Annotated in this window: 30 protein-coding genes; 12 read left to right on the forward strand and 18 right to left on the reverse strand. The window is 68.1% G+C overall.

Annotated elements, in window-relative coordinates; genetic code table 11:
• The first annotated feature begins 2 nt into the window (after window positions 1-2).
• The gene (gene ccsB, locus ACIBH2_RS14225; protein ID WP_397117339.1) at window positions 3-965 is read left to right on the forward strand and encodes a c-type cytochrome biogenesis protein CcsB; all 963 of its coding nucleotides are present in this window, start codon (window positions 3-5) and stop codon (window positions 963-965) included.
• Between the two features lie 76 nt (window positions 966-1,041).
• Here the strand turns inward: ccsB and ACIBH2_RS14230 are convergent, their stop codons facing one another.
• Window positions 1,042-1,503 (reverse strand): DUF4189 domain-containing protein, encoded by a 462-nt coding sequence (locus ACIBH2_RS14230; protein WP_397117341.1) that lies wholly within the window; start codon window positions 1,501-1,503, stop codon window positions 1,042-1,044.
• Between the two features lie 209 nt (window positions 1,504-1,712).
• Here ACIBH2_RS14230 and ACIBH2_RS14235 point away from each other — a divergent pair, with 209 nt between their 5' ends.
• A complete protein-coding gene (locus ACIBH2_RS14235; protein ID WP_397117343.1) occupies window positions 1,713-1,931 on the forward strand; it encodes a hypothetical protein in 219 nt (72 codons plus the stop codon).
• Between the two features lie 168 nt (window positions 1,932-2,099).
• On the opposite strand, the gene ACIBH2_RS14240 is transcribed toward ACIBH2_RS14235, so the two are convergent.
• From ACIBH2_RS14240 to ACIBH2_RS14250, 3 genes are all read right to left on the reverse strand, one after another.
• A complete protein-coding gene (locus ACIBH2_RS14240; protein ID WP_397117345.1) occupies window positions 2,100-2,384 on the reverse strand; it encodes a hypothetical protein in 285 nt (94 codons plus the stop codon).
• Window positions 2,385-2,599: 215 nt separating this feature from the next.
• The gene (locus ACIBH2_RS14245; RefSeq protein WP_397117347.1) at window positions 2,600-2,800 is read right to left on the reverse strand and encodes a hypothetical protein; all 201 of its coding nucleotides are present in this window, start codon (window positions 2,798-2,800) and stop codon (window positions 2,600-2,602) included.
• 70 nt (window positions 2,801-2,870) lie between these two features.
• Entirely contained in the window at window positions 2,871-3,101 is a 231-nt protein-coding gene (locus ACIBH2_RS14250; RefSeq protein ID WP_397117349.1) for a BldC family transcriptional regulator, read from the reverse strand.
• A gap of 225 nt (window positions 3,102-3,326) precedes the next feature.
• Here ACIBH2_RS14250 and ACIBH2_RS14255 point away from each other — a divergent pair, with 225 nt between their 5' ends.
• Both ACIBH2_RS14255 and ACIBH2_RS14260 read left to right on the forward strand, forming a co-directional pair.
• Window positions 3,327-3,635 (forward strand): DUF4229 domain-containing protein, encoded by a 309-nt coding sequence (locus tag ACIBH2_RS14255; RefSeq protein ID WP_397117351.1) that lies wholly within the window; start codon window positions 3,327-3,329, stop codon window positions 3,633-3,635.
• The gene (locus ACIBH2_RS14260) at window positions 3,632-4,717 is read left to right on the forward strand and encodes a PLP-dependent cysteine synthase family protein (protein ID WP_397117353.1); all 1,086 of its coding nucleotides are present in this window, start codon (window positions 3,632-3,634) and stop codon (window positions 4,715-4,717) included. The genes ACIBH2_RS14255 and ACIBH2_RS14260 overlap by 4 nt, the downstream gene beginning before the upstream one ends.
• Window positions 4,718-4,774: 57 nt before the next feature.
• Here the strand turns inward: ACIBH2_RS14260 and ACIBH2_RS14265 are convergent, their stop codons facing one another.
• Entirely contained in the window at window positions 4,775-5,659 is an 885-nt protein-coding gene (locus ACIBH2_RS14265) for a helix-turn-helix transcriptional regulator (protein ID WP_397117355.1), read from the reverse strand.
• Between the two features lie 178 nt (window positions 5,660-5,837).
• Between ACIBH2_RS14265 and ACIBH2_RS14270 the strand changes: the two genes are divergently transcribed.
• From ACIBH2_RS14270 to ACIBH2_RS14285, 4 genes are all read left to right on the forward strand, one after another.
• Complete coding sequence (locus tag ACIBH2_RS14270) at window positions 5,838-6,152, forward strand: hypothetical protein (RefSeq protein ID WP_397117357.1); 315 nt, start codon at window positions 5,838-5,840, stop codon at window positions 6,150-6,152.
• A gap of 87 nt (window positions 6,153-6,239) precedes the next feature.
• The gene (locus ACIBH2_RS14275) at window positions 6,240-6,461 is read left to right on the forward strand and encodes a helix-turn-helix domain-containing protein (RefSeq protein WP_397117359.1); all 222 of its coding nucleotides are present in this window, start codon (window positions 6,240-6,242) and stop codon (window positions 6,459-6,461) included.
• A complete protein-coding gene (locus ACIBH2_RS14280; RefSeq protein WP_397117361.1) occupies window positions 6,461-7,045 on the forward strand; it encodes a Clp protease N-terminal domain-containing protein in 585 nt (194 codons plus the stop codon). The genes ACIBH2_RS14275 and ACIBH2_RS14280 overlap by 1 nt, the downstream gene beginning before the upstream one ends.
• A gap of 36 nt (window positions 7,046-7,081) precedes the next feature.
• The gene (locus ACIBH2_RS14285; RefSeq protein ID WP_397117363.1) at window positions 7,082-7,468 is read left to right on the forward strand and encodes a phage holin family protein; all 387 of its coding nucleotides are present in this window, start codon (window positions 7,082-7,084) and stop codon (window positions 7,466-7,468) included.
• A gap of 66 nt (window positions 7,469-7,534) precedes the next feature.
• On the opposite strand, the gene ACIBH2_RS14290 is transcribed toward ACIBH2_RS14285, so the two are convergent.
• Window positions 7,535-8,404, reverse strand: a complete 870-nt coding sequence (locus ACIBH2_RS14290; protein WP_397117365.1) for a 1,4-dihydroxy-2-naphthoate polyprenyltransferase — start codon at window positions 8,402-8,404, stop codon at window positions 7,535-7,537.
• Between the two features lie 149 nt (window positions 8,405-8,553).
• On the reverse strand, window positions 8,554-9,009 hold the full coding sequence (locus tag ACIBH2_RS14295; RefSeq protein ID WP_397117367.1) for an SRPBCC family protein: 456 nt from the start codon (window positions 9,007-9,009) through the stop codon (window positions 8,554-8,556).
• A gap of 81 nt (window positions 9,010-9,090) precedes the next feature.
• Here ACIBH2_RS14295 and ACIBH2_RS14300 point away from each other — a divergent pair, with 81 nt between their 5' ends.
• The gene (locus ACIBH2_RS14300) at window positions 9,091-12,537 is read left to right on the forward strand and encodes an AfsR/SARP family transcriptional regulator (RefSeq protein WP_397117369.1); all 3,447 of its coding nucleotides are present in this window, start codon (window positions 9,091-9,093) and stop codon (window positions 12,535-12,537) included.
• Between the two features lie 78 nt (window positions 12,538-12,615).
• Here ACIBH2_RS14300 and ACIBH2_RS14305 read toward each other — a convergent pair whose 3' ends face one another.
• The 9 genes from ACIBH2_RS14305 to ACIBH2_RS14345 form a co-directional block, all read right to left on the reverse strand.
• Complete coding sequence (locus tag ACIBH2_RS14305) at window positions 12,616-13,452, reverse strand: ABC transporter permease (RefSeq protein WP_397117371.1); 837 nt, start codon at window positions 13,450-13,452, stop codon at window positions 12,616-12,618.
• Window positions 13,449-14,459 carry an ATP-binding cassette domain-containing protein gene (locus ACIBH2_RS14310; protein ID WP_397117373.1) on the reverse strand — a complete coding sequence of 337 codons (1,011 nt, stop codon included), beginning with the start codon at window positions 14,457-14,459 and terminating at the stop codon, window positions 13,449-13,451. The genes ACIBH2_RS14305 and ACIBH2_RS14310 overlap by 4 nt, the downstream gene beginning before the upstream one ends.
• Window positions 14,437-15,036 carry a VanZ family protein gene (locus ACIBH2_RS14315; protein WP_397117375.1) on the reverse strand — a complete coding sequence of 200 codons (600 nt, stop codon included), beginning with the start codon at window positions 15,034-15,036 and terminating at the stop codon, window positions 14,437-14,439. The genes ACIBH2_RS14310 and ACIBH2_RS14315 overlap by 23 nt, the downstream gene beginning before the upstream one ends.
• A gap of 27 nt (window positions 15,037-15,063) precedes the next feature.
• Window positions 15,064-16,200 carry an o-succinylbenzoate--CoA ligase gene (menE, locus tag ACIBH2_RS14320; RefSeq protein ID WP_397120743.1) on the reverse strand — a complete coding sequence of 379 codons (1,137 nt, stop codon included), beginning with the start codon at window positions 16,198-16,200 and terminating at the stop codon, window positions 15,064-15,066.
• 102 nt (window positions 16,201-16,302) lie between these two features.
• Entirely contained in the window at window positions 16,303-16,662 is a 360-nt protein-coding gene (locus ACIBH2_RS14325; RefSeq protein ID WP_397117377.1) for a DUF3349 domain-containing protein, read from the reverse strand.
• 25 nt (window positions 16,663-16,687) lie between these two features.
• Window positions 16,688-16,957 carry a hypothetical protein gene (locus ACIBH2_RS14330; protein ID WP_397117379.1) on the reverse strand — a complete coding sequence of 90 codons (270 nt, stop codon included), beginning with the start codon at window positions 16,955-16,957 and terminating at the stop codon, window positions 16,688-16,690.
• A gap of 10 nt (window positions 16,958-16,967) precedes the next feature.
• A complete protein-coding gene (locus ACIBH2_RS14335; protein ID WP_397117381.1) occupies window positions 16,968-18,128 on the reverse strand; it encodes an anion permease in 1,161 nt (386 codons plus the stop codon).
• A 133-nt stretch (window positions 18,129-18,261) separates the two neighbouring features.
• Window positions 18,262-18,657: a VOC family protein gene (locus tag ACIBH2_RS14340; RefSeq protein WP_397117383.1), complete on the reverse strand. Its 396-nt coding sequence runs from the start codon at window positions 18,655-18,657 to the stop codon at window positions 18,262-18,264.
• 3 nt (window positions 18,658-18,660) lie between these two features.
• Entirely contained in the window at window positions 18,661-19,554 is an 894-nt protein-coding gene (locus tag ACIBH2_RS14345; RefSeq protein ID WP_397117385.1) for a 1,4-dihydroxy-2-naphthoyl-CoA synthase, read from the reverse strand.
• A 107-nt stretch (window positions 19,555-19,661) separates the two neighbouring features.
• Between ACIBH2_RS14345 and ACIBH2_RS14350 the strand changes: the two genes are divergently transcribed.
• Window positions 19,662-20,318 carry a PaaI family thioesterase gene (locus ACIBH2_RS14350; RefSeq protein ID WP_397117387.1) on the forward strand — a complete coding sequence of 219 codons (657 nt, stop codon included), beginning with the start codon at window positions 19,662-19,664 and terminating at the stop codon, window positions 20,316-20,318.
• An 85-nt stretch (window positions 20,319-20,403) separates the two neighbouring features.
• Window positions 20,404-20,850, forward strand: a complete 447-nt coding sequence (locus ACIBH2_RS14355) for a DUF6918 family protein (RefSeq protein WP_397117389.1) — start codon at window positions 20,404-20,406, stop codon at window positions 20,848-20,850.
• Between the two features lie 62 nt (window positions 20,851-20,912).
• Here ACIBH2_RS14355 and ACIBH2_RS14360 read toward each other — a convergent pair whose 3' ends face one another.
• A complete protein-coding gene (locus ACIBH2_RS14360; protein ID WP_397117391.1) occupies window positions 20,913-21,737 on the reverse strand; it encodes a siderophore-interacting protein in 825 nt (274 codons plus the stop codon).
• An 89-nt stretch (window positions 21,738-21,826) separates the two neighbouring features.
• Between ACIBH2_RS14360 and menD the strand changes: the two genes are divergently transcribed.
• The gene (gene menD, locus ACIBH2_RS14365) at window positions 21,827-23,458 is read left to right on the forward strand and encodes a 2-succinyl-5-enolpyruvyl-6-hydroxy-3-cyclohexene-1-carboxylic-acid synthase (protein WP_397117393.1); all 1,632 of its coding nucleotides are present in this window, start codon (window positions 21,827-21,829) and stop codon (window positions 23,456-23,458) included.
• Between the two features lie 76 nt (window positions 23,459-23,534).
• Here menD and ACIBH2_RS14370 read toward each other — a convergent pair whose 3' ends face one another.
• Window positions 23,535-23,756 (reverse strand): hypothetical protein, encoded by a 222-nt coding sequence (locus ACIBH2_RS14370; protein WP_397117395.1) that lies wholly within the window; start codon window positions 23,754-23,756, stop codon window positions 23,535-23,537.
• Window positions 23,757-23,820: the final 64 nt, after the last annotated feature.

The raw sequence follows: 23,820 nt of genomic DNA on the forward strand, positions 1-23,820 counted from the left end.
ATATGCCGATCGACGAAACCCTCGCCGGATACAGCAATCTCGCCTTCAAATCGGCGTTCGTGGTCTACGTGCTGGTGTTGGCGATGTTCATCGTCCAGTACGCGTCCGCGCGCAAGAAGGTCACGGCCGCACGCGAACTCGTGACGGTGGGCGGCGGTCCCGCGGACGCGCCCGGCAAGGTCGCCGACCGGCCCGCCCGCCCGCTCACCGAACGCGTCGGCAATATGGCCTTCTCGGTGCTGTTCGTGGCGATCGGCCTGCATCTGGCCTCGATCGTCCTGCGCGGCTTCGCGGTGCACCGTTTCCCGCTCGGCAACATGTACGAGTTCATCACCATGGCGACCGCCGCCGCCATGGTCACCGGCCTGGTCTTCATGCACGACCGCCGGTACCGCGGCATGTGGGTCTTCCTCATCGCCCCCGTACTGATCCTCATGTACCTCGCGGGCAATGTCCTCTATGCCGAAGCGGCCCCCGTGGTCCCGGCCCTGAAGTCCTTCTGGCTCCCCATCCACGTCACCATCGTCAGCGTGGGCAGCGGCATCTTCCTGCTCTCCGGCGTCGCCTCCCTGCTCTTCCTGCTGCGCATCCGCCAGCCCGAAGGCCAGGAATCCACCAACCTCCTCGGAGCCCTGGCCCGCCGCCTCCCCGACGCCCAATCCCTGGACCGCCTCGCCTACAAAACCACCATCGTCGCCTTCCCCCTCTTCGGCACCGGCGTAATCCTCGGCGCCATCTGGGCCGAAGCCGCCTGGGGCCGCTTCTGGGGCTGGGACCCCAAGGAAACCGTCTCCTTCATCACCTGGGTCGTCTACGCCGCCTACCTCCACGCCCGAGCCACCTCCGGCTGGCGAGACACCAAAGCCGCCTGGATCAACGTCGCCGGTTTCGTAGCAATGCTGTTCAACCTGTTCATCATCAACATCGTGGTGAGCGGATTGCACAGCTACGCGGGGCTGAACTAAGTCAACCCCGAATGAGTGGCACGGGTTTGTCGGACCTGTTGCCTCTCAGGTTGTTTCGCGCTGGAGGGGCGTGGCGTCAGCCTGCGTTGGCTGTGCAGAGGGTGTCGACGATCTGTACCTGGGCGGGGGCGGTGCTGCCGAGCCAGACCATTGGCAGCCAAGGGTTTTCGTAGGTGGGGCCTGCGGCGGCTCTTGCTGCCTGTTCGGCGGCTTCTCGGGTGGGGCCGGTGCCGCCGTAGTACACGGGGACCGGGGCGTTGCGGCCTGCGGTGAAGTTGACGCCTGCTACCGAGCCGCATTCGTTGTGGAAGCGGACCTTGACGGTGCAGACGTTGGCGTTGCCGCATTGGGCGATGGCGTAGTCGTCGGCTGCGGCCTGGGTCGGGAAGTCCCAGGCTTCGCCGATGGTTCGGCCGCCCGAGACGGCGATGGCGCCGTACAGGTCTCCGGCAGCGTGCGCGGTTCCCGCGCCGCTGGCCACCAGAACTCCGGCTGCCGGAACCACCATGGCCAGCGCGGACTTCCTCAACAGCGACATGCGACAAACCCCCGAATCCAAAGATGTACGCGGATGATCATTGTCGCGAATACGGCGGCTGTCCAGTGACTTCGTCGGTGCACCTGGTTGAGGGTTGTGGTGGAAAGGCTTGTGCCCCAGTCCTGGTCGTTGGCCATCGCGAGATCGACACGGCAGACTGTCGAACGGGGGGTGGGTCTCCCCGTGTGTTCAACGAAGGAGGCATGACAATGAAGGTTCTCAGGGCTGCTGCCGTGGTCGGCGGAATCGTCGCGACGGCGCTTGTCGGATTCGCCGGTGCGGCTTCGGCTTCGGTGCCGGTGGCGCATCAGCCGTGCGATCGGAGCGAGGCCATGCACAAGGCCGCGGACGTCAATACCGGCCAGCCGCTGATCTGCGTCTCGACCGGTGCCACCGGCGCGAAGTGGGTTCCCGACGCCACCCGCTGACGGTCGAATCCGCTGAGCGCCAACAGTATTGGCGGCTGAGCCCCGCGCCTGGAAGGTGTAGACCTGTTCAGGGGCGGGGCAATCCGACTACGGCCCCCTCGGCATCGCCGTGGCCCCAACCGGCCGACGGATAGCTCGACGCGACGCCCGTGCGCTGGTTGCCGAGCGCTACTGCGGAACCCGCGGGCCCGTGAGGTCGCAGGTCTGGATGCCGGAGAGGGAGAGCAGGAGGCAGGGGAGGGTCGGAAGAGCGTCGATCATGCTCTCGGCCGAGCCGGAGAAGTCGGTGCCGACGGCCGAGCCGGTGTAGTCGGTGAGGGCCGAGCCGGTGCTGGAGACGGGGTGCGGATCGGTCATAGGCTGGAGTTCCACGGGAGTCGCGTAGGCGGGTGCGGCGACGACGCCTAGTGAGAGTGCGGTGGCCGCAATGGTTTTCGTGACGAACGAGGTCATGGGTCTTCCTTCCCCTGCGCGCCGGAGACGGCGCTCGGCAGCAGGGTAACCCGAACCGCAGCACTGTGAAGCGAGAATGTTTCAGAATGGGATCCCGGACGGACGAAACCCCGCGAGCCGGGTCGCGGTTCGCGGGGATCGTTGTCTAGAGGCGCGCCACTGCTGGCGCTATCGGTTCCGTTGCTTCTGCGGCGTCGGAGGGAGGCGGGCCGTGATCAGCGTTCGGGGGAACCGGGTTCGCCGTCTCGATGCTGTCGAGACAGGCGCCAAAGAAACTCTGGATCGTCGTCGGGACCGATCACACGGTTGCGGGGCGGGTGTGTCGGGCCGGTGCCGGTCGGTCGCTGAGGGCCGAAAGCCTTCCAGCACAGCACCGCGACAGCCACCACCGCGATGAGTGCCAACAGGTACGTCACGAGAGCTCACCTCCTGCCAACGAGGGTAATCCGTGTCCGTACCCGCGGCACCGTGGAACGGAAAATAGGCCTAGCTTCGAGCCTCGGTGGTAAGAGACCTCAACAGATGCATGACTTCCGATTCGCGGAACCGGCGGTGTCCGCCCGGAGTCCGCAGCGAGCCGAGCCGACCAGCGTGGGCCCAGCGGGTAACGGTCTTCGGATCTACGTGGAACAGGGCAGCCACCTGGCCAGGGGTGAGCAGAGTGTCCTGGCCGTTGACGGAACCCAATACGCGGCTCGCCGCGGTGAACGCAGTCATTCGCAAACCTTTCCGTATCGACAGATCCCTCATCAGTAGCGACATCGTTGCACTGGAACCCCCGGGTGTTCGAACAGTCTCAGTTTGGTAAAGGGGAAGTAATAGACAAAACGGATATCCGTACTGTGTTCGCTGTCACGAATTACCGGTTTGTAGCGAATATCCAGCGACATTTCTGTGAGGGCGCGACGAATGCCCGAATCGCCGTCGCTTAGTCTGATAGCCGTGAGTGACGCACCTCGAACCGACGGCGCGGGCGGCCGCCTGGCACGCAACCTTGCCCTGTATACGCTGGCCCGGCTCGCCATGGTCGTGGCGCTCACCGCCATCATCATCGGCGCGGCCAAACTGGTATCGGTCGATGTACCGCTGATCGTAGCCGCGCTGTTCGCTCTGCTCATCGCCATGCCGCTGTCCATGACCCTGCTCAAAGGCCTGCGCGCCAAGGTGAATCAGGACATCGCGGCCGTCGATGCCAAGCGCCGCAAGGACAAAGAGCGGCTGCGCTCGCGCCTGCGTGGTGATGACGCGTGAAGCGCTGCGATCGCAGTACGCCACGCGAGTGGGTCGACAATGCCGTCCGGCTGATCGACGCCGACACCCAGCGCAGCGCCGACACCCACCTGCTGCGCTATCCACTGCCCGCCGAGTGGGGCGTGCAGCTGTACCTCAAGGACGAATCCACCCATATCACCGGCAGTCTCAAGCACCGGCTGGCGAGATCGCTGTTCCTGTACGCGATCTGCAACGGCTGGGTCACCGAGGGCACCACGGTGGTGGAGGCGTCCTCCGGCTCCACCGCCATCAGTGAGGCCTACTTCGCGCAGCTGCTGGGCCTGGACTTCGTGGCCGTGGTCCCGGCCAAGACCTCCCCGGAGAAGCTGGCGCTCATCGAGGCGCAGGGCGGGCGCTGTCACCTGGTCGACCGCGCGCCCGACATCTATACGGAGGCAGCGCGTTTGGCGGCCGAGACCGGCGGCCACTACATGGACCAGTTCACCCATGCCGAGCGCGCCACGGACTGGCGCGGCAACAACAACATCGCGGAATCCATCTTCCAGCAGATGGAGTTGGAGACCCATCCGATTCCGGAGTGGATCGTCGTCGGCGCGGGTACGGGCGGTACCAGCGCCACCATCGGCCGCTACATCCGTTACCGCCGCCATGCCACCCGGCTGGCCGTGGTCGATCCGGAGAACTCGGCGTTCTACGGCGGCTACGAGCTGGCCGACGCGGGCTACCAGACCGGAATGCCTTCGCGGATCGAGGGAATCGGGCGGCCGCGGGTGGAGCCGTCCTTCGTCGGCCAGGTCGTCGACACCATGATCGAAGTGCCCGACGCGGCCTCGATCGCGGCGACGCGGCATGCCAGCGCGGCGCTGGGACGCCGGGTGGGCGGATCCACGGGAACGAACCTCTGGGGTGCGTTCGCACTCATTGCGGAAATGCTGGCAGCGGGCCGAACCGGCAGTGTCGTGACGCTGCTCTGCGACGGCGGGGACCGTTATGCCGGAACCTATTTCAACGACGATTGGGTTGCCGAACAGGGGCTGAGTCTGGCCGAACCGGAGTCGGTGATCACGAAGTTCCTGGCCACCGGGCAGTGGTCGGGCTAGATTCCGCACCGCAGCACAGGTTTACACCTCAACAGTTGGGTCTGTTGTGGCCCATGTTCACTCGCGTTTCTGATTGCTGGATATTTGCGGAATTGGTTGGGTGACGGGGTTTCCGGGGCTTCGCGGGGCATCCGAGGGTGGTCGAACCCATGCGCCGTCCCCACTTCTCTCGTTAATACCCGTTGACGATCCGGGCCGTTCGCGCACAACTGGACGAGTGACCGCATGGGGTCGATCCGCGACCATCGCAAGATAGAGCGACCAAGAATGCATACCCGATTGGGTGCGCCAGGAATTCTCGCGAAATTCCCGAATTGCGAGAGTTTTCGGATTCCGCACCAGCATCGGGCGGCTGTTCGGTATGGCGGCCACGCCGTCGCCCTGCCACAGCGCCTCGAATTCCGGGCTGGCCATGCAGTGCTCGATGATTTCCCGACTGCGCGCCCCGAGTCCGAACCGGGCCACCATGAGTCGCAGGCTGCCGACGGCGTCGTTGGCCAGCCGCTCCCAGTCCAGGATGACCGTGCGCGCGACCGGATTGAGCATGAGCCACTCCAGCGCGTTGTCCCCGGTGCGCAGCTCGGAGAACGTCTCGGTGAAGGCGGCATTGGCGGCGAGCACGTCGAGAGTAGGGGTGACGTAGGCCGCGAGATGCGGTTCGAGCAGGTGCAGGTACTCGATATCGATCGCCGTGGGCTGATTGTCCTCGAACTCCGGAATGGGCCCCTCGGCCAGGGCGAGGGCGTACTCCCGCTCGGCCAATTGCAGCTCCAGGGCGGCCCCGAGCGACTCGACGACCCGGCGGGAGGGCACGGACCCACCCTCGATCTTGGTGAGGTAGGGGACGGAAAGGTTTGCCAACCAGGCAAGTTGCTGTCGCGTCAGCCGTGCGGCGGTGCGGCGTTCGCGGATGTACTCGCCGAACGTTGGAACTCCATCCATCACTGAGGGTGACCTAACTTGTATTACCGACCGATACTCACGTGGGCACTCGCTGATACCCATGCGGTGCCCCGAGTGGAGCCCTGCTGGCATTTCATTCTGCTCCAATGGTTTGAAACAACAACAAGTAGGAGTTGAGTTGGGTCAGCAACCAGGACGCCGTGGTGCCTGGCAGGGTATGCGTTGGTGGGAAACAGACCAATACGTCGCTTTATCTGAGTGTGATGAAACGATCAAGGCCGATAACGGTGTTGTCGCCACGCGCAACGGCGGCAATGTCACCCTCGGTCCCTGGGCGGTCGCCGCCCCCGGAAGCGACTGGGAGCCCGGAGCGTTCGGCCTCTATCGCGATCGCGACGGAGATATCTGGGAGAAGGAAGCGCGCGGCTGGCGGCTGCGTCTGCAGGACGGTGTCGAGGTCGATCCCGACACGGTATGGAAGTGGGCCGAGGGCCCGGTGCGCGAGTACGCGCCGTTCACTCGCTGGTACTGACCGGCGTCTTTTCGCCGATAGCGAACCCTCTCCGGTCGATGTCAATTTTTGTTGACGCGCTCCGAGTGTCAACGTAAATTGACGTACATGAGCGAAGCAACGACTCTGGCGGCCGCCGCCGGTAGCCCCGATCCACAGGTCGGGCTCCGCGCGGTCCTCGCACTGCGTCGGCTGCTCGAGCGCCTCGAAGCCATCCAGGTGGCCAATGCCCGCGACCAGGGCTGGTCCTGGCAGGCCATCGCGGACGCGCTCGAGGTGAGTCGGCAGGCGGTCCATCAGAAGTACAACCGGAGAGGCGGAATCCGCTGATGTTCGAACGATTCGACAAGGCCGCGAAATACGCGGTGGTGGGCGCCCAGGAGGAAGCGCGCGAACTGCGCTCACCCGCCATCGGGCTCGAGCACCTGCTGCTCGGCGTGCTCGCCTGCCCCGATCCCGCGTTGACAGCGGTATTGGCCGAGAACGGCCTCACCGCCGAGGGCGTGCGGGAAGCGCTGGCGCGCAAGCGCGGTGGCGAACCGCTCGGGGAGGAAGACGCCGCCGCGCTGAAATCCATCGGCATCGACCTGGACGCGGTCCGCGACAGCCTGGAGGCGACCTTCGGCGAGGACGCCCTGGACCGAGCCGTACCCACCGAGCCGCAGCGCCGCGGACTGTTCGGCCGCGGCAAGGGGAACTTCGGGCACATCCCGTTCACCCGGGAGAGCAAGAAGGCACTCGAGCTCTCGCTGCGGGAAGCGTTGGCCCGCAAGGACGATCGCATACTGGCCGCGCACATCCTGCTCGGCATCCTGCGCGACCCCACCCCGACGGTCGGCACGCTGATCGGGGGTGACGAGGGCGCGACGCGGTTGCGCGGCGCGACACACGCCCTGCTCGACCGGGCCGCGTGACACGACGACCGGGCATTTCGGGCCTACCATCGCAGCATGACGCTCCTGCTCCGCCTGCTCATCAACGGGGTGGCCATTTGGTTGGCCGCCGCGTGGGTGAGCGGCATCGAGATCAAAAGTCCCGAAGACACCACCGCCAGCAAGCTGCTCGTCGTCGCCGTGATCGCGGTGATCTTCACCATTGTGAACGCCCTGGTGAAGCCGGTGGTGAAACTGCTGTCACTGCCCCTGGTGGTACTGACGCTGGGTCTGTTCCTGCTGGTGGTCAACGCGCTCATGCTGTGGCTGACCTCGGCGATCACCAATGCCATCGGCGAGGACTTCCAGCTGAACGTCGACGGTTTCTGGGCAGCGGTGATCGGCGCGATCATCATCTCGCTGGTGAACTGGATTCTCGGCGTGCTGGTGCCCGACAACGACTGAGCGACAAGGCGATCGCCCCGACCGTGTAGCGGCCGGGGCGATGTCGTGTGCGGGAGCGGGCGCGGCTCAGGCGAAGCCGAGCGCGACCGCCGTGAGAATGGACCAGACGAGCAGGGCCAGACCGGTATCGCGCAGAGCGGGAATCAGTCCCGGGCCGCCCTGGCCGGAGCGTACGGGAGCGTTCGCGCGCACGGCCAAGGGCAGGGCCAACAGGCCGACCAGCGCCAACGGGGTGCGCGCCACCAGCGCCAGGCTCACCACGAACGGCACCGCCAGCAGCACGATATGCAGTGTGCGCGTGCGGGTGTCGCCGAGGCGGACCGCCAGCGTGTGCTTGCCGGAGACCGAATCGGTCGGGATATCGCGCAGATTGTTGGTGACCAGGACGGCGCTGGAGAACGAGCCGACCGCTACCGCGCCGAGCAGGCCCGCCCAGTCGACCCGCTCGGCCTGGACGAACTGGGTGCCGAGCACCGCGATCAGGCCGAAGAACACGAAGACCGCGATCTCACCGAAACCGCTGTAGCCGTAGGGATTCCGGCCGCCGGTGTAGAACCAGGCTCCGGCCAGGCAGCCCGCGCCGACCAGAATCAGCCACCACGCGGTGGTGGCCACCAGCACCAGTCCGATCACCGCGCCGACGGCCAGGCAGCCGATGGCGGCATTGCGCACCGCCGCCGCGCTGGCCACCTTCGACCCGACCAGGCGCAGCGGCCCGACCCGCTCGTCGTCGGTGCCGCGAATACCGTCGGAGTAGTCGTTGGCGTAGTTCACGCCCACGATGAGCGCGAGCGAAAGCAGCAGGCACAGCACCGCTTTCCACCACACCAACCCGTCGATCGAGGCCGCCGCACCCGTTCCCACCAGCACCGGGGCGATCGCGTTCGGAAGCGTCCGCGGTCGCGCACCCTCGAGCCACTGTCCAGCTGTTGCCATACTCGGCAGCCTAATGCGCGCGGGTTGGGCTGCGCGCGGTCAGGATTCGTTGCCCGGGTCACCCCGCGCGGGACGGCCGCGGCCCGGCGGGCGTGGGCGGTGTGTCCGGTTCGCGCGGGGGCGGCTCAGGCTCAGGCTTCGGCTCAGGCTCAGCCTTCGGCTTCGGCTTCAGCGCGAAGCTTCGCCAGGCCCTTCTCGAAATCCCGGCCCACCAGTTTGTCCATGAGCTTGCCCAACATGGTCATGATGCCGGTGCGCTGGCCGGTCATCCGCCAAGTGACCTCGGTGCCGCCCGCGACCGGGCGGAGTTCGAAGGTGGCCTGGTTGGTGGCCTTGTACGGTTTCTCGAAGGCGAGGCGCACGCCGACGCCGCGGTGGCTGACCGAGGTGATCTCCATGGAGCCCTGCCCGGCCTTGCGATTGCCCTTCCAGCTGTACTTCGCGCCCAAGCCCCGGTCGGCTCCGGAGTAGACGCGCTCGAGGTTGGGGTCGAGCTCCTCCCAGGGCGACCACTTTTTCCACTGGTGGAAATCGTCGATGAGGGCGAGTATCCGTGTCGGGTCGGCCGCGATCACGGTCTGTCGCTCGATATCGAATTCGGCCATGGAGATCAGGGTAGGCGGTGCAGCGTGCCGAACACGACGAATACGACTGCGTCGCCGCAGCTCACCTACGATTGGCGAGGAATGTATTCACAATCGGGCAGTACCGACAGCGCCGAGCGCACCCGGACGGCGACCGCGAGCGACACCGTACTGGTGGCGCTGCTCGGCGAAATCGCCCTGCGCCGCGACGAGGTGCTCGCTCCCGTACCGGGGACCCGCTCGCGACTGTTGGTGGCCGCCCTGGCCAGCCATCCCGGCCGCAGCCGCAGCGCCCAGGCCCTCATCGACGACGTCTGGGGCGACGAACCCCCGCGCGCGCCCATGAACGCGCTGCACACCCAGGTCTCGCGCCTGCGGTCGGCGCTGCCCGAGGGCGCCCTCGAAATCGGCCCCGCCGGATATCGACTCGCCGTATCCGCCGACCACGTGGACCTGACCCTCGCCGCCCGGCTGGAGCGGCGGGCCCGGGAGGCGCGGGCCGCCGGGGACGATCGCACCTGTCTGGACCTGGTGCTCCAGGCTCGGTCGCTGTGGCGCGGCGAACCGGGTGCGGATCTGCCGCCCGGCCCGGTCGCCGAGGAGCTGGCCGGTCTCGCGGCCACCCGCTCGGCGGCGCTCGACACCCTGGAGCTGTCGGCCCGCGAGGCGGTCGGCGATCTCCCCGGGGCCATCGACCTGGCCCACCGCGCCGCCACCGCGCACCCCTTCGACGAATCCACCCACGCCACCCTCATGCGCCTGCTCGCCACCGCCGGGCGCGCCAACGAGGCGCTGAATGTCTTCGCCTCCTTGCGAACCCGTCTCATCGACGAACTCGGCGCGGACCCGGGCCCGACCGTGGCGGCCCTGAACACGGCCATTCTGCGCGGCGAACCGCTACCCGGAGCATCCCGAACCGCGCCTGATCCCGTAGCCAGCTCAGGGGCGGATCACGCCGATCAGGCAAGCGGGACAACAGCTTTCGCGCCGGAGGTGAACGGGAACGCGGCCCGTCGCGACGCCATCCCGAGCAGCGAGCACGAAACCGCTGCGGCCGAGGTGTTTTCGGCCATCGGTCTGCGCGCCGCGCCGAACCCCCTGCTCGGCCGCGACGCCGACCTGGACGCGCTCGAACACCTCGTGCGCGCGTCTCGGGTCACCACCATTCTCGGCCCCGGCGGCACCGGAAAGACCCGTGTCGCCAACGAATTGGGTGCGCGCTTCGCGCGGGAGCGGTCGGTGGTCCTGGTCGAATTGGCCTCGCTGCGCCCCGATCCCAGCGATGCCGCCGAGAACCGTGCCGAGATCGAGGCCGCCATCGCCGCCACCCTCGGTATCGGCGAGCTCGGCCGCGATACCAATGTGCTGCGACCCAACGCCTTTCCCGACACCCGACGACTGCTGCGGGAGACACTGGCCTCGCGCCCCATCCTGCTCGTACTCGACAATTGCGAGCACGTCATCGACCCCGTCGCCGAGGTGGTGGCCGATCTGGTGGGCGTCAGCGATCAGCTCACCGTGCTCACCACCAGCCGCTCGCCGCTCCAGATCACCGCGGAGGCCGTATATCCCTTGCCGCCGTTGACCATCGACGCGGCGGGCTCCCCGGCCACCGAGCTGTTCACCGCCCGCGCCCGCGCCGTCCGGCCCTCGGCCCGGCTGGACCAGACGGTGGTGGCGCGGCTCTGCGAAACCCTCGACGGTCTGCCGCTGGCCATCGAGCTGGCGGCCGCGCGGGTGCGCACCATGAGCGTGGAGGAGATCGAATCCCGTCTCGATCAGCGATTCTCGTTGCTGCGCAGCGGTGATCGCGGTTCCCCGCAGCGCCATCGCACCCTGTACGCGGTCATCGACTGGAGCTGGAATCTGCTCGACGACGAGCAGCGCACGGTGCTGCGGCGACTGTGTCGCTTCCCCGCCGGATTCACCCTCTCCGCCGCCGCCGCGCTGCTCGCCGACGACATCGCCGATCTCGCGACCGCGGTGGACGGACTGGTCAGCCAATCGCTGCTCACCGTGATCGAGGACGAGTCGCCGGGCCACGATATCCGCTATCGCATGCTGGAGACGGTCCGCGAATTCGGTGAGGAACAGCTCGCCCGGTCCGGCGAGATCGATCTCGTGGTGGACCGAATGCTGTGCTGGGGGCGGGAATTCGCCTTCGCCACGGTGCGTCGCTACCACGACGACGAACAGGTCGCGGCGGTCCTGTCCACCACCGCCGAGGCCGACAATCTCGTCGCCCTCCTGCGGTACGCGTTCGAACGCGACCGCGCCGATATCGTCTACGCCGTCTTCCCGGTGCTGTCGTTTCTGTGGGTGATCCGCGGCGCGCATATGGACGTGGTGGGCTGGCTGCCGAGGCTGCTCGCGCTGCGCCCGCCCGTTCCCACGACCCTCGAGGCGGCCGATCTGCAGATGCTCGGCCACGTGACCACGGGCCTGCATCTGATGTACCTCGTCGACGGCCTGCGCGGTGAGGCGGTGATCCGAGGCCGGGTCCGACGACTGGTGCGCAGTGGTGCGCCGCTGAGCCCGGTACTGCGGTACCTCGGCGAACTCGGCATCGTCCGCCCCGAGGTGACCGCGCTGGCCCGCAAGCTCGCCGAAGGGGTGCGCAGCCCCGATCCGGTCACCCGCTCGACGGCGCTCATCGCGCGGGCCAACGCCTACGAGAACGCGGGTGACCGGTACGGCTCGATCCGGGACGCGGAGGCGGCGCTGCGCATTCTGACGCCCGGTGACGTCTGGGGTACGGCGGTACTGTGCCAGCACCTCGGCAGCCTGTACGGGCAGTCCGCGCGCTACGCCGAATCCGTCGAGTACTACCGCCGGGCGGCCGAGCGCACCTCACGCCTGGGCGCGCACGAGGAGAGCGTCGAGATGCGCTCCTATCTGGCGGTGGCGCTGGCCGGTATCGGCCAGCCCGAACAGGCTCGGCGCGAATTGGAGCCCGCGCTCGGATTGCTCGGCACCGATTACCCGACCGCGCCGCTGCCACAGCCCAACCACCGGCGCGCGGCCGTCGCCTCCGGTCTGGCGGAAGTGGCGCTGGCGGAAGGGGATATCGAGTCCGGCCTGCGCTGGTATCGCCGGATCCCGCTGCTGCTGGGCTGGCCCGACAGCGTCATCGCGCCCGGCCCCGGCTCCCTCATCCTGGTCGCCGCGATGGTCGACGCCCATGTGCTGTACGGGCGCGCCGACGAACTCGGCGAGACGGTCCGACAGTTGGCGTGGGTCGCCGAGGAGCAACTCGGGCAGCTGTGGGACGTGCCCCAGATCGGATCGGTCGCGAACGCGGTCGGCACCTATCTGCTGGCCATCGGCGACCGCGTCGACATGGGTCTGGAACTGCTGGCGATGGTGCCGAAAGTGGCCGCGCGACAGGACTGCCCGTCCATGGGCTGGGACCGTCACTTGGCTCTGCACCGCCCCTCGGTCGGCGCCGAGCGCATGGACGCCGCGCTGGCCCGCGCGGCGCGGCGGGGACGTCGGGCTTCGGCGGAGCGGGTGCTGCGGCTGCTGCGCGAGTTCCTGTCGGAGGCGTGACCGGTCCGCCTCTCGCCTACGAAAAAGCGCACCCGCCAACCATTCTCGGTTGGCGGGTGCGCTCGCATTCGATCGGCCTCAGGCCCGGCGCATGTACGCCCGGACGGCCAGCGGTGCGAAGATCGCCACCACCACGACCGATCCGATGAGCGACCACGCCAGATCGGCGGTGTAGCCCTGGCCGTTCATCAGCGCCCGCGCGGTATTGACCATGTAGTAGACCGGATTGACCTTGTTGATGCCCTGTAGCCAGCCCGGCATGGTGGAGACCAGTGCGAACGCGCCGGACATGAAGGTCAGCGGGAACATCACCATCATGGAGATGCCCTGCACCGAGCCGACGCTCCTACCGGTGACGCCGACCAGCGCCCAGATCCAGCTGATCGCGAAGGAGCAGACCACGACCACCAGTCCGGCGGCCACCACCCCGATCACGCCGCCCTCGGGCCGGTAGCCGATGGCGATGCCGACCACCACGGTGAGGACGGTGGCCAGGGCGTAGCGCACCATATCGGCGATCAGCGCCCCGGCCAGGGCCGAAATGCGGGCGATGGGAAGGGATTTGAAGCGGTCGAACACGCCCTTGTCCATATCCTCACGCAGCTGGGTGCCGGTGACGATGGAGGTGAGCACCACGGTCTGCACCATGATGCCGGGGATCAGGACGGGCAGGTAGTCCTGCACGCTGCCGCCGATCGCGCCGCCGAAGATGAAGGCGAACAGCGCGGTGAACAGGATCGGCTGCACCGTCACATCGAACAGCTGCTCGGGATTGTGCTTCATCTTCAGCACACCGCGATACGCCATGGTGAGCGAGTTCGCGATGGTCTGCTTCAGCGGAATGTGGTTGGAGACCTGGGGAATCGGTGCGGCGGCCGCGTGGCGACCGGTCGCGGGGGCGGTGATCGTCGTCATGCCGCGCTCCTTTCGGTGGTGTCGTTCTCGTCGTCCGCGCCGTGGCCGGTGAGGGCGAAGAACACCTCGTCCAGGCTCGGCTTGGCGACATTGATCTCGTCGACGTGAATGTCGTGCTCGCGCAGTCGGATCAGAATGTCGGTGGTGACCGACGGATCCGGCAGGGGAGCGGTGATACGGCCCGCCTCGGGCGACAGGGTGGCCTCGACGACCTTGCCCGCCGCGCGAGAGAGCAACTCGCCCACCAGGGTTCGCGCCTGCTCCAGGCGGGCGCGGTCGGCCAGCGTGAGCTGTAGCGCCGAAATGCCCACCGAGGATTTGAGCTCGTCGGAGGTGCCGTCGGCGATCACCTGGCCGCGGTCGATGACCGCGATCCGGTCGGCCAGCTGATCGGCCTCGTCCAGATACTGCGTGGTGAGCAGGACCGTGGAGCCCTCCCGCACCAGCCGTCGAATGGTCTCCCACATCTGGGCGCGGGTGCGCGGATCGAGTCCGGTGGTCGGCTCGTCGAGGAACAGCAGCGGCGGCGCGGCGATCAGGCTGGCGGCCAGATCGAGGCGGCGGCGCATACCGCCGGAGAAGTTCTCCAACGGTTTGTCGGCGGCCTCGGTGAGCCCGAATTCCTCCAGCAGCTCCACCGACTTGCGCCGGGCGTCCGCGCGGGACAGTCCGAGCAGTCGTGAGAAGATGACGAGATTCTCGGTGGCCGAGAGCTTTTCGTCGACCGAGGCGTACTGCCCGGTCACGCCGATGAGCGAGCGCACCGCGGTGGGTTCGGCCACCACGTCGCGTCCGAAGATGCGGGCGCTGCCCCCGTCCGGGCGCAGCAGGGTCGCGAGCATGCGAATGGTGGTGGTCTTCCCGGCCCCGTTGGGCCCGAGCACGCCGTACACGGCACCGCGCGGCACGGTCAGGCTGACGCCGTCCACGGCGCGCTGCTCCCCGAAGACCTTGACCAAGTCGTTCGCCTCGACGGCGAGTGCCTCAGCAGGTGTGTAAGAAGTCATGAGGGCAACTGTGCGGCCCGCCGCTTGCATGCCCCTGGCACGGCTCTTGCGCGCGGGGCGCGAGCGGGCGCAGCCGGGCGATGGCCGCGCCGATGCCCGCTCCCGCCGCGTTCATGAGCACATCGTCGACCGAGGAGAACCGGCCCAGATCCAGCACGTACTGCGCGGACTCCAGCGCGGTCGAGCACAGCGCGCCGATCAGCGTCATACGCCACACCCCGGCGCAGCGGGGGAACCGCATCGGCAGGAAGAACCCCAGCGGCAGGAACACGATCATGTTCGGGAGGATCTGCACGAGGGCGCGCCACGGCGTATCGGCGAGCGTCTCCAGGAGATCGCGCAGCGGTACGAGGAGCACCGCGCGCTCACCGTCGATCGGCGTGAGGATCATCCAGACCCAGGGCAGGGTGCCCACGAGAATTCCGGCCTCGGCGATCGAGTAGCGCCGCGCGGTCGGCGGGGGCACTCCCCGGCGTAGTCGTAGGCGGTACAGCGCCCATGCCCCGAGCACGACCAGCGGAGCGCCGATCGCCCACGCCACCAACACATTTCCCCACGCATCCCACACCGCTCGCACGCGTCGAACGTTATGCGGGAGATGTGGTCAATGTGTGGACTCGGAGAGGAGATACTGCCGCAGTTTCACGCGATCGGGTTTGCCGGGACCGCGCAGCGGAAGCTCGTCGAGCACCGCGAGTTCGCGCGGCGCGGCGATGGCGTCGAGTTCGTCGAGGACGTGCGCGCGCAATTCGTCCAGCGTCGGCGGCGTGACGCCCGGCGGCGGCACCACCGCGACGGCCACCCGCTGGCCCAGCCGCTCGTCGGGAACGCCGAGCACCACCACTTCGCCCACCGCCGGATGGGTGGCGAGCACGGCCTCCACGACCTGCGGAATGACCAGCAGCCCACCGGTCATGATGGCCTCGTCCAGGCGGCCGGAGATGGTGAGCACGCCATCCTCGTAAGTGCCCGCGTCCTCGGTGCGGAACCAGCCGGGTTCGGCGAACGCGGGATGATCGGGCAGCCCGCGATAGCCCTTGGCGAGGGTCGCCCCGCCGAGCATGACGCGACCGTCCTCGATACGGATCTCGGTGCCGGTGAGCGGTACGCCCTCGTAGACGCAGCCGCCGCAGGTCTCGCTCATGCCATAGGTACGCACGACATTGATGCCCGCCGCCCGCGCCCGCGCCAAAACCGGTGCGGGAGTTGCCGCCCCACCGACCAGGACGGCGTCGAACTGGGCCAGCGCCTCGCGGCCGACCGGTTCGTCCAGGGCCTTGATGAGCTGCGTCGGCACCAGCGAGGTGTAGCGGCGCGGCCCGCGCATACCGGCCACCGCGCTCGCCAGCCCCTCGGGCAGGAAGCCGCCCGACACATCCAGAATGGCCGGTTCGGTCCCCGCCAGAATGCTGCGCAGCAGCACCTGGATTCCCGCGATGTGATAGGTCGGCAGTGCCAGCAACCACTGTCCGGGCCCGCCGAGCCGCTCGTGCGTGGCATCGCCGCTGGCGCGCAGCGCGGCCGAGGAGAGCATGGCCCCCTTGGGAACTCCGGTCGTGCCCGAGGTCGTGACCACCAGGGCCACATCGTCGTCGATGGCCTCGCCGGGCCGCAGCGCACTGCTGAGGCGGTGCGCCTCGCGGCGGTCGGCGGTCGGTATGGGAAGCCACGCGGGTCCATTGCCGTCGAGGGCTTCCCGCAGGTGCGGAAGGACCTCGCCCACGGCGGCGCCGGTGGGCATGGGGAGGGTCCGCAGGGTGCTGCTCACGTTCGCGATCGTGTCATGTTCGAGGGTGGGCGCGCGACTGTGGGTCCGCGTCCGTGGTCGATAGTGGTCGGTCGGTCAATCGGACGTCGGTGTCGCCAGCGGCCATCCGCCCGCTGCGAGCCGGGAGGCCACCCGAGCGATATCGTCCTCGCCCGGTTGTTCCTTGGCAACTCGGGCAATGGCATCCGCGATCTCCTCGTGGGCGATCTCGTCGTCGGCCACCCGCTCGCGCACCAGCTCCTCGACCACGATGCGGACCTCGTAATCGGTCAGTCGCCGGTGCAGCACGGCCAGCAGCGCCACATAGTCCGACTGCGGGATGCCCTGCGGGTATCCGGCTTTGAGCCAATTGAGGACCTTCTGCAACATCGAGCCGGTCTGGCGCATCGAGGTGCGCGCGGCCTCCACCAGGTCGGGGTGTTCCGGAGTGCTCACGGCGTGCCTTTCCTTTCCGGCGGTCTCACGCGCCGAACAGATGGATACCGAGCCGGGTGGCGAGGAAGCCCTTCGCGATGAACAGCACACCGATCACCACCGCGGCCATCACAATCGAGAAGCACAGTGTGGACACGGCGAGGGCGACCTGTCGAGGCGTGCCGCCGTCGGCGGTCTCGGCCTCGGCCCGAAAGCGGATGCCGAAGGCGAAGATGGCGGGCAGGCCCGCGCCGAAGATCACGGCGGCGATGGTGACCTGTCCCAGGTCGGTCAGATTCGACAGCAGAGTGCGCATCGGGTGACTCCTAACGGCTTCCGTTGCCGATCGACGGCTTCCACTCGTCGTTGACATTGCGATGGTCGACGGCGGTGCGCCGCGATTGCAGCCAGATCAGCCCGGCCATGGCGACGAGCAGTCCGAAGACCACCAGCACACCCGCCGTATCGCCGATGACGTGCAGGATGGCCCAGCAGATCGCGCCGACGATGCCCGCCATGGGCAGCGTCAGCACCCAGGCCACCACCATGCGCCCCAGCACCGCCCAGCGCACCTCCGCGCCCGGACGGCCCAGACCCGAGCCGAGGATGGAGCCGGTGACGGTCTGCGTGGTGGACAGCGGCAGGCCGAAGTGCGCCGAGGTGAGAATGATCGCGGCACTGGTGGATTCGGCCGCGAAGCCCTGCGGCGGAGCGATGTCCACCAGGCCCTTGCCCAGGGTGCGGATGATGCGCCAGCCGCCCAGGCAGGTGCCCGCCGCGATGGCGATGGCGCAGGACACGATCACCCACAGCGGCAGCGGATCGGTGGAGTTCACCGAGCCGTGCGCGATGAGGGCCAGGAAGATGATGCCCATGGTCTTCTGCGCGTCGTTGGTGCCGTGCGCCAGCGAGACCAGGGAGGCGGAACCGATCTGGCCCCACCGGAATCCGCTCTCGACGGTCTTCTCCGCACTGCCCCGGGTGATCCGGTAGACCAGCCACGAGGCGATGCTGGCGACGAGTGCGGCCACCACCGGGGCGAGCAGCGCCGGAATGATGATCTTGACGAGCACGCCCTTGCTGCCCGCCGCCCAGATGACGCCGTCCCAGCCCAGTGCCGCGATGGTCGCGCCGATGAGCCCTCCGAACAGCGCGTGCGAGGAGCTCGACGGCAGGCCGAGCAGCCAGGTGAACAGATTCCAGAGAATGCCGCCGACGAGTCCGGCGAAGACGATGTCGAGCAGCGCCCGTCCGCTCACCTCGTCGAGTCGGACGATGCCCTCGGCCACCGTCGCGGCGACCGCGACGGAGAGGAAAGCACCGATCAGGTTGAGAGCTCCCGACAGGAGCACGGCGGTACGCGGCGGCAGCGCACCGGTCGCGATCGAAGTGGCCATCGCGTTCGCGGTGTCGTGGAATCCGTTGGTGAAGTCGAATACCAGCGCCGTGAGAACAACGATCAGCAGAACAAGCAGTTCGGCAGACACGCGAACCAGTTTGCGTTACGGCGCTGACGTCTCGCCAACCGCCACCCCGAGCGGAATCACACTCATCGGTCTGCTATGGCGGTCCGCGGCCCGGCGGTCGGCCGTGGTCAGCGCTGTCGCACAGGAACTTCGGCTATTTCGGCGCGGGCCGGGAGTCGCGCCGAATGGGGTGCTCCGGCGGAATCTCCACCAGCACGATCGGCACCCCGTCCGGATCGCGCACCCACATCTCGATCAACCCCCACGGCTCCCGCCGCGGCGCGCGGTCGATGGCCACACCCCGCAGCGCGAGTTCGGTCGCCGCGTCCGCCACATCGCGCACCTGCAACCAGATCGCGCCGGAGAACCCCTCCGGAGCATCCTCCGCCCGCCCGTGCCCGGCCACCTCGACCAGCGACTGCCCCGCGAAGAACACCGTCCCGCCCGGATACTCCCGCGCGATGGCCAACCCCAAACCGTCCCGATAGAACGCGAGCGTGGTCGCGTAGTCGGCGGGACGCAGAATGATCCGGCTGCCGAGAATGTCCATCCCTCAGAAGTACCAGGGATACGGCTTCCAGTCCGGTTTCCGCTTCTCCAGGAACGAGTCGCGTCCCTCGACGGCCTCGTCGGTCATGTACGCCAGGCGCGTCGCCTCACCGGCGAAGAGCTGTTGGCCGACCAGGCCGTCGTCGGCGAGGTTGAAGGCGTACTTGAGCATGCGGATGGCCTGGGGGGACTTGCCGAGGATCTCGCCGGTCCACTCCAGGGCGACGTTCTCGAGTTCGTCGTGGTCGACCACCTCGTTCACCGCGCCCATGGCCTTCATCTCCTCGGCCGTGTAGGGCCGTCCGAGGAAGAAGATCTCGCGGGCGCGCTTCTGCCCCACCATCTTCGCGAGATAGGCGCTGCCGTAGCCGCCGTCGAAGCTGCCCACATCGGCGTCGGTCTGCTTGAAGCGGGCGTGCTCGCGCGAGGCCAGGGTGAGGTCGCAGGTGACGTGCAGCGAATGGCCGCCGCCCGCCGCCCAGCCGTTCACCAGCGCGATGACGACCTTCGGCATGAAGCGGATGAGGCGCTGCACCTCGAGGATGTGCAGGCGTCCGGCGCGGGCGGGGTCCACGGTCTCGGCGGTCTCGCCCTCGGCGTACTGGTAGCCGCTGCGCCCTCGGATGCGCTGATCGCCGCCGGAGCAGAACGCCCAGCCGCCGTCCTTGGCGCTGGGTCCGTTTCCGGTGAGCAGGACCGCGCCCACGTCGGAGGTCATCCGGGCGTGGTCGAGGGTGCGGTAGAGCTCGTCGACGGTATGCGGCCGGAAGGCGTTGCGCACCTCGGGACGGTCGAACGCGATGCGCACGGTGCCCTGGTCGATATGCCGGTGGTACGTGATGTCGGTGAGGTCCTCGAACCCGGGGACGGGCCGCCACAGCTTCGCGTTGAAGGTCACGGGCTCGAACTTAGCGCCCAGGCGCTATCCAACTGTGCGGTCCCAGCAAGTGTGGTGTGGCACACCGTACGACTTGACGGTGTAAAAACGCCCGCTACCGTGCTGGTATGAGCGAACGAGTAGAACCTGTTATCGACGCCAGCGCGGTCGATCCGGACAAGTACGAGAAGCACGGCGGATTCCCCAAGATCGCCGAGGCCGATCCCGGACCGAATTTCGGGCCCTTCGTGGATGCCATGCGGACCCTGCAGGACCTCGCGGTCTCCGTCGACGCCCCCGACGAGGTGTTCGGGCAGGCGCTGGCGCGAGCGCGGGATCTCATCGATCTGCTCGAGCCCCATCGCGCGCCGGAACTGGCCAGCCCGGCCGGGCGCTCCACCAAGCTGCCGGGGCGCGGAAGTTTGCTGATGCTGCCCTGGCAGATCGTCGAGGCGGGGCCGAACGGCATCCGCAGTCAAGGGGTCTTCCGCCGATATCACTTGGGCGGCAACGGCGCCGCGCACGGTGGCGTGCTGCCGTTGCTGTTCGATGACTTGTTCGGCGCGCTGGTGCACTATGCCGGACGACCGATCAGTCGCACCGCCTATCTTCATGTGAACTACCGCAAAGTCACGCCCTTGGAGACGCCATTGACGGTGGTAGGAACCGTGGATCGGGTCGAGGGCCGCAAAACCTTCGTCAGCGCACGACTGTTGGATGAAAGTGAAACGCTGCTGGCCGATTGTGAAGGGCTTATGGTGCAGTTGCTGCCTTGGCAGCCGTAGCGCGTCGGCACCGTGTGTGCGGGGACCACGGTGCGTATAGTTGCGTGCGCTCGTTCATCGAAAAACTATCCGGAGGAACCTGAAAGTGGTTGCAGCACTGTCTGAATCCCTGCTCGACGACACCAAGCGCGCGGCCTTCCTGGCCGATGCCCAAGCGGTTCTGGATGCGGAGGTGTCGGATAAGGGCGGCGCGTCCGGTCTGGCCGTGAAGGGCGGCTACGCCGCGGTCAAGAAGGTCAGCCCGACCATCGTCGGTGACGCTCTGAATTCCTTCGCGCCGAAGTTCGTCGACAAGCTCGAGCCGTACTGGGCCGAGTACAAGGCAAGCGGCACCGGCTCTTTCGCCGATCTGCTGGTCGCCAAGCAGGACGAGGTTGCCGAGGCGCTGCTGTCGGTGACCGACGAGCGGGCGGCCGCGTCCTCGCGTCCGGCCCTGACCAAGGTCTACGGCTCGATGCGTTCGTCGGCGAAGAAGCATGTCGCCGAGGCGCTTCCGCGAGTCGGTGACCTGGTCCAGCGTCACGCTGGCTAATACAAACCGGCCGGTTCGCGGCCCCTCGGGAGGGCCGCGAACAGCCTATTCGACAGTCGAAATCAGCCCTGCGCCTTGCCTACTCGCCAGTAGCCGGTGAAAGTGATGTCCGCTTTGGGGATTCCGTGCTCCACCAGATGGCGGCGCACGCCGGACACCAACTTCTGCTCACCGGCCAGGAACGCGTAGACGCCCTGCTTCGGCAGCGTCGCCGCGCGCACCGCCTCGGCGGCCTGCGCGCCCACCTCACCGTGCGCGTCGGTGCGCACGATCCAGTTCACCTGCACCCCTTCGGGTTCGCCCAATCGCTGTGCGTCGTCCGCGTGCGGGATCTCGATGAAGGCCGCGCCCTTCAGCTCACGCGGCGCGGAGCGCAGCACCCCGGCAATGGCGGGCAGCGCGCTCTCGTCGCCGACCAGCAGCGCGAATTCGGTGTGCTCGGGGGCCTGGAACATGATGCCCTCGTCGAGCAGTCCGACCTTGTTGCCCGGGGTGGCGTTGTTGGCCCACGCCGAGGCGGGGCTGTCGTCGCCGTGTGCGACGAAGTCGATGTCGAGTTCGGCGGTGGAGCCGAATTCGCCCGAACCGGCGGGGCGGAAGTCGCGCACCGTGTAGTTGCGCGCGGTCGGGCGGTGTTCCTTGCCCATCATGAGGTACTGGGCGTACCAGCCGAGATTGCTGGTGGAGGTGGGTAGGCGCAGCGAACCGTCCTTGCCCGGCATGAAGAATCGGAACCACTGGTCGAATCCCATGGGGGTGAATCCGGCAAGTCCCTCGCCGCCCAGCGTGACTCGCACGAAATTGGGACTGATTCGCTTGCTCGCCACCACTTCCGCGGTGATGAAATCGCGGTGTTCGGGCTTGAGGTACTTGGTGCGCTTCGCCATGCGCTTAGGTTAGCAAACCCTAACTATATCAGGGGAGTGTGAGCGGGCCGACGCAGCGCGCGGAGCCACTGTCTGAGAGGCTGGGAGGCGTGAACCCTTCGACAGCACAGGCGCAGGTCGTCGTCGACGAACTGGCGCGCGGGGGTGTGCGGGACGTCGTTCTGTGTCCCGGCTCGCGAAACGCGCCGCTGGCCTTCGCGTTACAGGCCGCGGACGCCGCGGGGCGACTGCGGCTGCACATGCGCATCGACGAGCGCAGCGCGGGTTTCCTCGCCGTGGGCCTCGCCATTGCCAGCGGCCGCCCGGTGCCCGTCGTCATGACCTCCGGCACCGCGGTCGCCAATCTCGGTCCGGCGGTGCTCGAGGCCAACTACGCGCGGGTGCCGCTCATCGTGCTCAGCGCCAACCGGCCCTACGAGATGCTGGGCACCGGGGCCAACCAGACCGTGGAGCAGCTCGGACTGTTCGGCAGCCAGGTGCGCGCGACCATCAGCCTCGGGCTCGCCGAACTCGAGGAGGACGCGCGCTACGACCGACAGAACAGCGTGTGGCGCTCGGCGGTGTGCCGGGTGCTGGCCGCCGCGCGCGGCACCCGCTCCGGCAATGCCGGGCCGGTGCACTTCGATATCCCGCTGCGCGAGCCGCTGGTGCCCGACGCCCAGGTGGGTGATCCGCTGCCGGAGGGCCGCGAGAGCGGAAGGCCGTGGACCGCAACGCAATACGCGACCCTGGATGTGCCGCTCGATATCGATCTCTCCCTGGACACGGTGGTGATCTCGGGCCACGGGGCCGGACATCGGCCGGAGCTGGCCGCGCTGCCGACCGTCGCCGAACCCACCGCGCCCATGCACGGCCCGCCGCTGCATCCGCTCGCGCTGGGGCTGTTGCAGCCCAAACAGGCCATCATCACCGGGCGGCCGACGCTGCACCGGCAGGTGTCACGGGTGCTGGCCGATCCCGAGGTCACCGTGTACGCGCTGACCACCGGGCCGCGCTGGCCCGATGTGTCCGGCAATGTGGTCGGGACCGGTACGCGGGCGGTGACCTACGGCGCGCCGACCGCCGAATGGCTGGACCGCTGCCGGGAATTGGACGAGCGGGCGCGCACGGTGGTGCGCGCGGAACTGGCCTCGCACCCCAAGCCGACGGGTCTGCACGTGGCCGCCGTGGTGATGGACGCGCTGCGCGACGGCGACCAATTGCTCTTGGGCGCCTCGAATCCCGTGCGCGACGCGGCGCTGGTCTCGCATCCGCGCCCCGGTATCAAGGTGCTCTCCAACCGCGGTGTGGCCGGTATCGACGGCACGGTGTCGGCGGCGGTCGGCGCGGCGCTCTCGCACGAGGGCCGCACCCTCGCCCTCATGGGCGATCTGACCTTCCTGCACGACGCCTCCGGCCTGCTGATCGGGCCGGGGGAGCCGCGGCCCAAGGACCTCACCATCGTGGTCGCCAATGACGACGGCGGTGGCATCTTCGAACTGCTCGAACAGGGCGATCCGCAGTACGCGGGCGTTTTCGAGCGGGTCTTCGGCACGCCGCACGGTATGGACCTGGCCGCGCTGTGCGCCGCCTACCGGATTCCGCACCGGCAGGTGGACTCCTCGGAGCTCGCGGTGGAGTTGCAGCGCAACGCGCACGGCACGCGAGTGCTCGAGGTGGCCACCGAACGGTCCAGCCTGCGCGAGCTGCACGCCATCGTGCGGGCGGGGATCGCGGGCTAGTCCGCATTCACGAGGCCCGTAGACGCGAAGCGGCGGCGAACCCATCGGGGTGGTTCGCCGCCGCGCTTGCGCCGGGTCAGTACTCGCTGCCCGGATCTTCGTCGTATTCGTCGTCCAGGGGCACCGGAATGGACTGTTCGATCACGTCGGCCTCGTCGGCGCCCCAGCTCTGCGCGGTGCCCGGGAGAACGGCCTCGTCGGCCTCGGCCTCGGGATCGTCCACACCCTCCGGGTAGGCCGGGACCGTTTGTTCGATCAGATCGGCTTCCGGGACGGCGTCGGTGATGCGATCGGTCATCAGGTGCTCCTCTCCGTGTGAGACGACAGTGTCGAGGATGCGCCCGATTCACCGGGCTGGCAAC

It is taken from the genome of Nocardia sp. NPDC050406 (genome assembly GCF_044459025.1).
In the GTDB taxonomy this organism is placed as follows: Bacteria; Actinomycetota; Actinomycetes; order Mycobacteriales; family Mycobacteriaceae; genus Nocardia.